Source organism: Roseobacter weihaiensis (assembly GCF_020622345.1).
Lineage (GTDB): Bacteria > Pseudomonadota > Alphaproteobacteria > Rhodobacterales > Rhodobacteraceae > Roseobacter > Roseobacter weihaiensis.
On record NZ_JACNMO010000017.1, the window covers coordinates 50,630 to 62,385 of the forward strand.

The following is an 11,756-nucleotide window of genomic DNA, read 5'->3' on the forward strand; positions in this document are numbered from 1 at the left end:
CCGCGTCACCTGAGGAGAACCCATGCGTGTGCATGTGATCGCGGTCGGGCGTCTGCGCGCCGGACCGGAAAAGGACCTTGTCGGCGATTATCTGACCCGTTTTGACCGAACCGGCCGCGCCCTGGGGCTTGGACCTGCGCGCCTGGTTGAAGTCGATGACCGCAAGGGCGGGGGGCTGGCTGGCGAGGCCGCACTGCTCCGCGCCGCGGTGCCCAAAGGCGCGGTGCTCGGGGTGCTTGACGAGCGGGGCAAGATCGAAAGCTCACCTGATTTTGCACAGCGCCTGGCGGGCTGGCGCGATCAGGGGCAGGGGGATCTGGCGCTTTTGATTGGCGGAGCGGATGGTCTGGCGCCCGATCTGCGCCGCGATGCTGATTTCGCGCTGTCCTTTGGCAAGATGGTCTGGCCCCATATGCTGGTTCGGGTCATGCTGTCCGAGCAGCTTTACCGCGCTGCATCCATTCTGGCCGGTGCCCCTTATCACCGGGTGTGAGAGGACGGCTTCCGGAGCATTCAAGAGCGGCTTACCAGCTACAGCGGTAGACGAATTCAAAGCGGCAGGCACAGTGTTAAGTGGCCTCCTCTCCCAGATCAGTGAAAGAAGCGGGCCAACCGATCACTATCCGATTACGGCAACAGGTCATCGATCAAGTCTGTGAGTTCGTCAGGCGAAAAAGGCTTATTGATCGATACCGTCGCCCCAAGCGCTTCTGCCGTTGTCAATGCGCCTTGCATGCCGGGGTAGCTCGTAGCCCCTGACATTGCAATGATCGGCACGGAGCGAGCCGATTCTGACGACATGCCTCTGATACGGGATATAAGGAGCAATCCGCCATCTGGAATGGATTTTTGATCTTGCTTAATAATTATGTCGGTCAAGACAACATCCGCGCCGTGCTTTTCAAAATAGGACTGTGCCGAGGCTCCATCAAACCTCAAGACGACAGAGTGACCGGCTTCTTCCAGGGAAGCCCGCAATAGCTCGCCGAATGCGATGTCATCCTCCATTACCAGAATTCTTGCCAAGCCGGGCGACCTCCAGTCAATTGTTGCCTGTTTGCTTTGCAACTCAGTCTTCCCGGTAGGTAAGAAAAAAGCAGTGAGAAATGCAACCGCAACATGTGGGAAGCTGCTCTCTGGGACGTGATGTGAGCATCCATTCGATCTCCGCAAAACACGTTTCTGTCGTCAGTCTGAACAAAGAATGCGGGGCATTCCAACGCAGGCCCTGTGGTACGGCTATAACGGGTAAATCACGAACAGAAACACGCTTTGATTGAATGCATTGAGAAAGACGGGTAAGACAGTGCCGTCAAATGAGATGACCCTAACATGCACTTGATCTTCGTTTTGTTTATCCTGCTGCTGTCGACACTTTCGGCGCAGGCGCAAGACGGTCGCGTGGAGCCGCTTGTGGTGTCGTTCCTTCCGATACCACCTTTTGCAGAAAATGGTCCGGATGGTGAACGGGCAGGGTTCCTTGTGGATTTAGCAGGGCTCATAGGATCGGAAATCGGTATTCCGATCGAATACCTCGATGTGCGCACGTCACAGGAGTTTGTCGAGGCACAAGCTTCAGGCAAAAGCGACATGATCGCCGGGGTGGCAGCGCTTCCCGCGCTTGTCGCGTCAAATGTGTTTTCCGAACCCGTGGCGACGGAACGTCTGAGATTTTCCGTTCTTGAAGAACGCGCGGCCGAGTTCGCAGAGCAACCTGTGACGGGCCAGCGGATTGGCATTGTTCCACCGGCAGTCGGGTCTGAAATACGCTCCCTTTTTGAGACCAACGAAAGAATTGAATTTCAGAGCCCCGAAGCTGCGGTCATGGGGTTGCTGACTGGGACCGCCGATGCACTTCTGGTTCCAGAGCCTGCGGTCTATTCGATTGCCAGAAAATCCCGCGTCGATGGCCGCATTCGTTTTGCAGGCGAGCCCCTGCGTCAGGTGGAACGGTTCATAGCACTCCATCAAAGCAGGGCCGGTCTCATTGGACCCGTGAACGCCGCGATACAGCGGATAAAGGACGACGGACGCCTTAACGCTTTGCTGCTTCGCTATAGCATCATCGTGCCACCGCCAGCGCCTGCTGTGCTGAAGGTCGGGGTGTTCGATCTGCCTCCCCATATGATGTTGGACGCGGATGGAAATGCATCGGGTTTTGCGATCGACGTTCTTCGGCAAATCTCTGATCTGGCCGGGTTACGTACAGAGTTTGTACCGATAGACATGCAGGATTTAAATCCGGGGAAAACGCATGACATCATTCCAATAATGTCCATTACGGATGAGCGAAAAGAGCTCATGGATTTTGCCTATCCAATTGAGTCCAGTCAATTTTCGATCTTCAAGCGAAAAGGCGAAACCGCCGGGATTGGTGGGCTGGAAGACCTCACAGATCAGCGTGTTGCGGTCCTGGATGTCAGTCTGGCCAAAAGCCTGGCCGAAAAGGCGGGTATCGGAGACCTCAAGGTTTACAGCGATGGCAGCGATATACAAGAGATGCTGTCGGATCTGTTGAATAACGACATAGATGCCATCCTGTTTGAAGTCAGCAATGTCCGAAGTGCCGTTGCCTCACAAGGTCTTGAGAAAATGATTGCGGAAGTCACCCCGCCGTTTTTTGTCTCCCAAAGAGCGCCGGCTCTAAGGTTCGGCCTCGGCGGCGTTCGGGAACACCTCAACGCGGTCATACCCGGTTATCTGATTTCGTCAGAATATGCGAACCTCTACCAGAAGTATTTTGGCGAACCGGTGTTCTGGTCACGGACGCGCGTCATTACCGCCCTGGCAGGTCTTGGCGTATTCTTGTTAGTGATTGCGGGGGCAGTCATAAGTGTAAGCCTGCGCAACAGAGCCCGCCAGGCTGAAAGGGCCCTGATCATCCGCGATGAATTCGAAACGATATTCAACGTGACCACAAGCGGTATCATCGCCTTGGACAAAGACGGTGAGATCGCCCGCATCAGTAAACGTGCAAGACATATGCTGGGCGGGATTTCGGACCTGACCCCATTTGCCTGGCCAGAGGCCATAAAGTTTCTCGAAGCCGAAACCCTGCAACCGCTGGAGGCGAGCGCCGACCCGGTGCGCCGTATCTTGTCAGGGAACTACTTCACGACTGAGACCCACCTGATGCGACACACGGAATACAGCGAGGAACCACGCTATGTGCGGGTCAATAGTGCCCTTGTTAACAATGAAAACAGCGCTCTTCAGGTGGTAATTGTGCTCGATGACGTGTCACAGGAGGAGCGTAATCGACAGGTTGTGGAGCGTAAGAGCCGCCTGGATGCGCTTGGGCAGTTAACCGGGGGCATTGCGCATGATTTCAACAACCTTCTGGCATCACAGCTCTACGCCATCGATCTCGCGCGCAAGGCAACCGTCGACACCAAGCGGGACAGCTATTTGGAAGTAATTGCAGGATCGATCCAGCGGGGGCGCGCCCTCACATCCCGCCTGCTTGCGTTTGCACGCAAACAGCCCGGGTTGGCGTCGGTCAAAAAGACGGCTGATATTTTTGATGACTTTGGCGCGCTGGTGCGCCCGATGCTGGAAGCTCATATTGAGTTGTCATTGGAAACTGAAGATCCGGAACTGCGTCATTATTGCGATCACACACAGTTGGAAACCGCTTTGATGAACCTTGTGCTCAACAGCCGTGACGCGATCCTGCGTGCAGGCGAAGGCAGCCGAATTGATATTCGGGCACGCGCGGTACGTTCGCCAAACAAGGATTTGGACAGTCAACAAAGAGCCGCATGCGGCGATGCCGCGACGTTGGACGGCTCCACCTTCCGTTACGTTGAGATCAGCGTCGCCGATAATGGCCCCGGCATGGATGACGAGACTTTGGCAAGGTGTACGGACCCATTCTTCACGACGAAGGATACGAATTCCGGTACTGGATTAGGGCTTGCGATGGTTTACGGGTTTGTACGTCAATCCGATGGAGACTTGCGCATTTACTCCGAGGTTGATGTCGGCACGACCGTTCAACTGACCCTGCCACGGGGGACCGAACTGGGTACGCGGGAGCTCCCGGTTCCAGAGGAACAAATCGCGCAAGGCAGTGGTGAAACAATTCTGGTGGTTGAGGATGAATTGCAGCTTCTCGTCATGATCACTGACGTGCTCGAAGATCTCGGATATGAAGTTATCTCGGCAAGGTCGGGTCAGGATGCGTTGCAGATGATTGCGGATGGCGAGGAATTTGACCTTTTGCTTACGGACATCGTCATGCCCGGCAAGATTGGCGGTTTTGAATTGGCGCGTCGGATGCGAGCGCTCCGACCGGATGTTCCGGTCATTTATACATCTGGCTACACCGGCTTCACGGCATCTGAAATGGGTGAGGTGCAAGCACCCTTGTTGCAAAAGCCTGCTCCTCCCGCTGAACTGGCTGAAGCCATCTCCCAGGCTCTCTCAAAGACCAGTTGATTGATACCCAAAAAATGCCCTCATTTTTGACCGGCAAAGAGTTCGATCTGTGCAATCGCTTTCCCTTTCTACAGGTTCCGCAAATGATAATTTTTCATGTAATACGGGCCTTTCTGCCGCATAGGTTCCGTCTGGTTTGGGACCGCAGTAAGTGGTGCACCGCCCCTGTTTACCTGCCCTTGGCTCATGGCAGGCGCACGTAGACTCGTGGTCTGCGGCGATGGTGGCGGGTGTGTCGCTCATCCGATTGCTGATAGTCTTCCAACCAAACCGCCCGAACCGCTCAACTGTTCAGTTATCTGGAGGCGCTTCGGAGGCTGTCTTCATTCAACATTCGGCGGCGCGATTAATGCTTCTTTCACTACAGAGCTAGTAAGCTAGGTGGGCTTTGTCGGACGCTGTTCGTTGGCAAGCGCGGCAAGCACTATCCTGTACATTGAGGAGGTACTGCGTGAAGATTTACGACGCCGATTGGTTTCGGTCTGCTCTGAATGCAATGCGCGACATGGTTCTCATCAAAGGCCCAAGTTCCCAAATTCTCTGGGCGAACAAGGCTTTCCTTGACTACTACGGGATGTCTGAAGAGGAGTTGCGCGACATTATCGATGCCAGTCACAGCGATCCTGATGACACGTTGCAATATGTGATTGACGACCAGACAGTCTTCGACACAGCGGAAGATTTGAACATTGCGAGGGAAAATGTAACGGACGCTTCGGGCAAAAGCCGCTATTTTCACACCATTAAATCGCCCATCATCGAAGCGGAAGACGTTGTGCGATGTGTCGGTGTCAGTCGCATGCTGGATGACACTGAAATCAATCGCCGAAACATCGACCATATGGATGCAAAGGCTTTTGTTGCGCCGCTAAAGTCGCTCACGTCCGGTTTTCCCAATCCCATGATCATGGTCGACGTCAAGAAGCGTGTGGTCAACAGCAGCCCATTGTGGAACCAGTGTTTTGGTTCCTCGGAACTCACGCCAAATACATTTTTTGAAGAGGCTTATGCGTCGCTGAGCGACGTACATTCCGCAATCGATGAATGTCTAAAGCTGCGAAGCCATGTCGAGATCACGATAAGCCATCAAACCCAAGAAGGAGTGAACCAGAAGTATTCGGTTCAGATTAGCCCGTGGGAACATGTGGACGGCGCATTGGGAGGGGCAACAATCGTTGCGACAGATGTCTCTGCGCTGCATGACAAGTCAGTTTCGTTGCAACGCGCAAATGAGGAACTCATGCAGTTTTCGTACCGCGCCTCCCATGATCTCAAAGGTCCATTGTCAACTGTCAAAGGGCTCGCCCACTTTATTGAGGAAGATATCGCCAACGGTGACCTTGAAGAGGCCAAGGAGAACGCAAGACGGATCGATGGCATAATGAAGCGTCTTGAGGATACTGTGATAGCAATCCTTGAGCTTGCCCATGCGGATTTGAAAGACGAAAAGGTCGCACGCGTTTCACTGTCGCCTTTGATGACGGATATCTGCGAGGATTTAGCCCTTCAGATTTCTGAAAGCGGCGTCAAAATTGACTATGATTTCAAGGTCGCGGCGCTGTTGTGCCAGCCCACACGTCTGCATCAAATCATCGGGAATCTCTTGTCAAATGCGATCAAGTATCGCGCGCCACAGAGGGATGAGAATTACGTGACAATCAGTTCGCGATGCTCGCAGAATGGTGTCGAGCTATGCGTCAAAGACAATGGCTTAGGCTTGCCTGAAGGCGCAAAGGCCAAGATTTTTGATCGTTTTACCCGCTTTCATGCCGGATTCGAAGGATCGGGTCTTGGCCTCGCAATCGTTCAGAAACATGTCGACGCGCTTGGCGCGCGCATCTGGGTGGAAGACTTGTCGCCGGGTACAGCTTTCCTGATCAACATACCACAGCCAAGAAATGAGACCTTGCCTTGAGTATTTCGGTTTTAATTGTAGATGATAACGAAATGGACCGCTATCTGTTGCGGCGCAATCTGGCAAAATGCTCCTTCGAGATTGCGACTTTTGAGGTCGCTGATGGCCAATCGGCCATAGAATACTTTGAAGAACGCAACCTGCGCAGCCAGCGGGAACCGGATAGATATCCGCCACTCATTATATTTTTGGACATCAATATGCCCCGTGTGGATGGCTTTGAGTTTCTTGAGAGATTCAACGAGATACGGGCCGCAAATGAATTGGAATCTACTGTAATCGTTATGTTTACCTCCTCGCCACGACAGGAGGACAAAGATCGTTCACAACAGTGGAGTTTCGTCAAAGACTTCATCATTAAAGGCGAGTTTTCCTCCGAAGACCTGAATCGGATAATTCTGAATTTGGGCGCTTAGCGGCGGTACCCACCAGCTGAACGCGGTTTTGTCGAATACTTGTGTATGCTGCTGCAAGCAGCAGCCGATGAATGGAACGTGTCCGTCTCTGATCTGGTGGCGCAAAAACAGCATGATTTCGCGTACCTCATCCGACCGCTCCGGCATGTTCGGACAATCTGCAGCGCGGGCGGCCGAGTTTGCACCGCCGCTGAAACCTGCGCTGAAGGCGCAGGACACCTACAGCGTCATCGGGACAGCGCAGCCACGCTTTGACCTGCCAAGCAAAGTCAATGGGACAGCAATGTTCGGCATGGATGTTCTGGTGCCGCACAAGCGCAGGGCGGGGCACCTGGAAGCATATTTAGGATTGCACGACTTTCAGACTTGCAGCAGTGCAAAAATTTGCATAGATTGTAGTCATGTCAGAACGGCGTAAAATCAGACAAAGCGACATCGCAGCGGCCAGCGGCGTGTCGGTCAGCACGGTCAGCCGTGTGCTGAACGACCTGCCCGGGATCAGCCGAGACATTCGTGCTCAGGTGATGGACGTTGCCGCCAGTTTAGGCTACGCATCCGCCCGGCAACGTCTGACCACCGCTCGTTCGGTCGCGGTGCTTTCAACCATCCGCTTCTTTTCTTCAGAGGCTGGGCAGTTTCACACCGACATTCTCGAAGGTATCGCGCAGGAAGCGCGGCGGACTGGTGTGGCGCTTACCTGCTGTCCCGTAGGCAATGACGCTGAAAACGCGGCCGCGCTGGCGGGCCGAGATGGGGTTCTGCTTTTGTCGATCGATACCGAAGCCGTGATTGAGCAAGCGGCTGAGACCGGAATCGCCCTCGGCCTCATCAATGTCGAGCAGCCCCGCGATCAACACGACGTCACCGTGCCCGATAACCGGGACGGAGCGCGTAAAGGTTTGAAACATTTAATAGAGTTGGGTCACCGGGATATCGTTTTTCTCAACCACTCCGACCGCGATACGATCCGACGCCGGGCTGAGGGCTATGCCCAGGCCATGGTTGCAGGAACTGCTGTGCCGCCGCGGATCGAACCCTTCGACTATACGCAGTCCGCCGCGACAAACGAAGCGCGGCTGCGGGCTATCATGGACGAGCGGCCGTTTACGGCGCTCGCATGCTCGAACGACATCTCAGCCATCGCCGCGAAGCAGGCCCTGCGCCGCATGGGTCTGACGGTCCCGCGGGACGTCTCTGTGCTGGGCTTCGACGATCTTCCGATGGCCGGGCTGGCTGCACCGGCGCTTTCGACGGTGCGGATCGACCGCCACGCTATCGGTGCGATGGCACTCAAGCGGCTTATGGATCGCATGGATGATCCTGCCGCTCCTACGGTCCGACAGATTATCTCGACCGCGCTGGTAATCCGCGACTCCACGGCCAAGCCGCCGGAACGCGATTGACGATCTCTTGCAAAATTAATGCAAATTTGCAATAACAGCAAAAGTTGCAGAATCAGGAGATCGTCATGCAGCACTTCCACACCGTTCCGAAGGAGCAAGGCTACGCCGCCGTGCCGGACCAATCCTGCTCATATCTCGACTTCGGCACGATCCGCCTCGATGCGGGCGGGCGCTACGAGGGCAACGTCGCAGGCGATCGCGAAGCGCTTATGGTTGTCCTGGGCGGTAAGGCGAGGGTCAAGGCGAACGGCACCGATCTGGGCACCGTGGGCCGGCGGCCCAATGTATTCGCCGGAGTTGCCCATGCCGTTTACCTGCCGCGCGGTGCAGCCTACGTGATCGAAGCCGAAGGCCCGTTTGAAGCCGCGCTGCCTCAGGGCCCCTCTTCTCTCGACCTCGACCCTTACGTCATCTCGCCGGAGCAGGTGAACACCGGCCAGTGGGGGACACTGAACTATACGCGCTATTTCCGCGAAATCCTTGTCCAGCCGAACGGCATGCCCGCCTCGAGCCTCATCGTGGGCGAGACGATCACACCGTCGGGCAACTGGTCCACCTACCCGCCCCACAAGCACGAGGTGAACGCGGGCGCCGAGAAATTCCATGAAGAGATGTACTATTTCCGCGTCTCGTCGCCGGATAGCCATGGCGTGATCCATCACTACAGCCCCGAGCGGGGGTATGACGATATGCACAAGGTCACTGACGACACGTTGATCGCGATGCCGCATGGCTATCACACCTATGTGGGCGCACCGGGTGCGCAGAGTTACTACCTCTGGGCGCTGGCGGGCAACGGACGGGCGCAAGGCGCCAGCTTCGACCCGAAACTCGGTTGGGTCCAAAAGACGGTGGGCATGGTCTGATGACCGGGTTGGCGCTCGCGCCCGGATCAGCGCTCGTCACGGGCGGGGCCACTGGTATTGGCGCCGCAATCGCGCGTGCGCTGGCCCAGGCGGGCGCTGATGTGGCGATCACTGTCAACCGCTCACCCGGCGACGAGGCGCTGGCGTTGATCGAGGCGGCGGGACGTCGCGGGATGAGCGCGACCGCCGATCTGGGCGCGTTCGATGCGAAAGGAATGGATCGGCTGCTTGATGACGTTGAGGGCACGCTCGGCCCCATTGGGATACTTGTGAACAATGCGGGGATCATCCGCCGCGCTGATGCAGTGGAAACAGCCGATGCGGACTGGGACGCCGTCATCGACGTGAACCTGAATGCTGTCTGGCGCCTCACAAGGGCGGCGGGCGAACGGATGCTTCCCCGCGGCAGGGGCCGGATTGTAACCATCGCGTCGCTGCTCAGTTTTCAGGGCGGTATTCGCGTACCGGCCTACGCCGCCTCGAAGCACGCCGTCGCGGGGTTGACCAAAGCGCTCGCAAACGAATGGGCCCGGCACGGTGTTGGCGTGAACGCCATAGCACCCGGATACATCGCCACCGACAACACGGCGGCCCTGCGGGACGACCCCGAGCGCGCGCGCCAGATACTCGAACGCATCCCAGCAGGCCGCTGGGGAGAGGCCGAGGACATCGCCGGAATGGCCGTGTTTCTTGCGTCTGAGGCGGCTGGATACGTGCACGGACAGGTCATTGCGGTTGATGGAGGATGGATGAGCCGCTGACCGGAATGGAAATGAAGGGAGGACAAAATGACCAGATGCTTCACTCTTTCGATCGCGCTTGCGCTGGCGGGTGCCGCCGCAACGGCGCAGACCTACAGCCAGGCCCCCGCTTTCGAAGCCGCCGCCGAGGCGGGCGATCTGCCGCCGGTGGTCGAACGCCTTCCCGAAACACCCATGATCGTCGAACCGCTCGAGAGCATCGGAACCTACGGCGGCACGTGGAACGCAGCCCTGACCGGGTCCGGCGACAGGGTCTGGTTGACCCGCACCGTCGGCTACGAAAATCTCGTGCGCTGGAACCCCGAATGGACCGAAGTGATCCCGAATGTTGCCCGGTCATGGGACGTGAACGCGGACGGGACCGAATTCACCTTCACCCTGCGCGCGGGTCACAAATGGTCAGACGGCGACCCGTTCGATACCGAGGATATCGACTTTGCGTGGAACGACGTCCTCACCAATCCCGATCTGACCACGCCGCCGAGCTGGCTGATGGACGGCGAGCAACTGCCGGAACTCGAGATACTCGACGAGACAACGTTCCGTTTCATCTTCCGGGAGCCAAAGGGCCTGCTATTGGATCATCTCGCCCATGGCAACGCGGATTACTTCACGCGCTACCCGGCACATTACCTCAAGCAGTTCCACCCGGATTATGCCGAGGATATCGACGCACGGATCGCGGAGGCCGGCGTCGATACCTGGGTGGACCTCTTCAACCAGAAGGCCAGCGACGTCACGCCGTCCTACTCCTATCGCAATCCGGAGATGCCCACGCTGTTCGCATGGACGCAGGTGACCGCCTATAACGGATCGTCACCCGTCGTTCGCTTCGAGCGCAATCCCTTCTACTTCAAGGTCGATCCGGAGGGGCAGCAATTGCCCTATATCGACGACGTTCGGTTCCAGGTCACGCAAGACCGCGAGGTCACGCTTCTGAAGGCCATCGGGGGCGAACTCGACTTTCAGTGGCGGCGGATCAATTCGGTCGCACAGCGCCCGGTTCTGTTCCAGAACCAGGAAAAAGGCGGCTACAACTTTCATGCTCGTGTGAACGCAAACATGAACGAGGCGATCTTCTACCTGAATCTCACGTCGAAAGACGAGACCAAACGCCAGCTCTACAATCAGAAGGATTTCCGCGCCGCCCTCAGCCACGCGTTTGACCGGCAGGAGATCATCGACACCGCCTTTGCCGGGCTTGGCGAACCTTACCAGGCCGCCCCGCGCCCCGAGAGCATCTATTATGACGAGGAGTTCGCCACTCAGTTCACCGAGCATGACCCCGATCGGGCCAACACGCTGCTCGACGGCCTCGGATATACCAAGCGCGATGCGCGGGGCATCCGTCTTGGCCCGGACGGCCAGCCCATCCGCATCCTGCTGGAGATGGCGTCCGGCAAGAACTTCATTGATGTCGGCCCCCTGATGGAGCGCAATCTGGAAGAGGTCGGGATCGATCTGGAGGTGCGGGAGATCGAGCGGTCGCTCTACGAGACCAAGCAGATCGGCAACGAGCTTGACGCTGGCATCTGGGAGGGCGATGGCGGTCTTGGCGTCGAGCTCGATCCGCGGTGGTACTTCCCGTACAACTGGGAAAGCGGCTTCGCCCCCCTCTGGTCTGACTGGTATACATCCGGCGGTACTGAAGGCGAAGAGCCGTCTGAGGCCGCCCGTCGCCAGATGGAGCTGTTCGACCAGGTCACTGCAGAACCGGACCTTGAGACCCGGCAGAAACTGATGGGCGAGTTGATGGACATCGCCCGTGATGAATTCTGGGCCATCGGTCTGGTATTGCCAGCGCCGCAATACGGGGTGACCAACAAGCGTCTTTACAATGTGCCGATCTCGTTTCCGGGCTCTTTTCCCTACCCGGACCCCGCACCGGTGAACCCGCAGACGTTTTTCTACGGCGAACCCCGGGACATTGAGCCTTATCGCGGCTGACGCGCGTT

At 57.0% G+C, this 11,756-nt stretch carries 10 protein-coding genes; 9 read left to right on the forward strand and 1 reads right to left on the reverse strand.

What is annotated here, in order from left to right:
• Positions 1-22 precede the first annotated feature (22 nt).
• On the forward strand, positions 23-493 hold the full coding sequence (rlmH, locus tag H7847_RS17580; RefSeq protein ID WP_227270786.1) for a 23S rRNA (pseudouridine(1915)-N(3))-methyltransferase RlmH: 471 nt from the start codon (positions 23-25) through the stop codon (positions 491-493).
• Between the two features lie 134 nt (positions 494-627).
• On the opposite strand, the gene H7847_RS17585 is transcribed toward rlmH, so the two are convergent.
• Entirely contained in the window at positions 628-1,008 is a 381-nt protein-coding gene (locus H7847_RS17585; RefSeq protein ID WP_227270787.1) for a response regulator, read from the reverse strand.
• 324 nt (positions 1,009-1,332) lie between these two features.
• Here H7847_RS17585 and H7847_RS17590 point away from each other — a divergent pair, with 324 nt between their 5' ends.
• The 8 genes from H7847_RS17590 (at position 1,333) to H7847_RS17625 (ending at position 11,748) form a co-directional block, all read left to right on the forward strand.
• Positions 1,333-4,440: a transporter substrate-binding domain-containing protein gene (locus H7847_RS17590; protein WP_227270788.1), complete on the forward strand. Its 3,108-nt coding sequence runs from the start codon at positions 1,333-1,335 to the stop codon at positions 4,438-4,440.
• A gap of 451 nt (positions 4,441-4,891) precedes the next feature.
• On the forward strand, positions 4,892-6,355 hold the full coding sequence (locus H7847_RS17595; RefSeq protein WP_227270789.1) for an ATP-binding protein: 1,464 nt from the start codon (positions 4,892-4,894) through the stop codon (positions 6,353-6,355).
• Complete coding sequence (locus H7847_RS17600) at positions 6,352-6,771, forward strand: response regulator (protein ID WP_227270790.1); 420 nt, start codon at positions 6,352-6,354, stop codon at positions 6,769-6,771. Before H7847_RS17595 ends, H7847_RS17600 begins: the two co-directional genes overlap by 4 nt.
• A gap of 112 nt (positions 6,772-6,883) precedes the next feature.
• Complete coding sequence (locus H7847_RS17605) at positions 6,884-7,189, forward strand: hypothetical protein (protein ID WP_227270791.1); 306 nt, start codon at positions 6,884-6,886, stop codon at positions 7,187-7,189.
• Positions 7,173-8,174, forward strand: a complete 1,002-nt coding sequence (locus H7847_RS17610) for a LacI family DNA-binding transcriptional regulator (protein WP_227270792.1) — start codon at positions 7,173-7,175, stop codon at positions 8,172-8,174. The genes H7847_RS17605 and H7847_RS17610 overlap by 17 nt, the downstream gene beginning before the upstream one ends.
• Before the next feature lie 65 nt (positions 8,175-8,239).
• Positions 8,240-9,040: a 5-deoxy-glucuronate isomerase gene (locus H7847_RS17615; RefSeq protein ID WP_227270793.1), complete on the forward strand. Its 801-nt coding sequence runs from the start codon at positions 8,240-8,242 to the stop codon at positions 9,038-9,040.
• Positions 9,040-9,801 (forward strand): SDR family oxidoreductase, encoded by a 762-nt coding sequence (locus tag H7847_RS17620; protein WP_227270794.1) that lies wholly within the window; start codon positions 9,040-9,042, stop codon positions 9,799-9,801. The genes H7847_RS17615 and H7847_RS17620 overlap by 1 nt, the downstream gene beginning before the upstream one ends.
• Before the next feature lie 27 nt (positions 9,802-9,828).
• Positions 9,829-11,748 (forward strand): ABC transporter substrate-binding protein, encoded by a 1,920-nt coding sequence (locus H7847_RS17625; protein ID WP_227270795.1) that lies wholly within the window; start codon positions 9,829-9,831, stop codon positions 11,746-11,748.
• Positions 11,749-11,756: the final 8 nt, after the last annotated feature.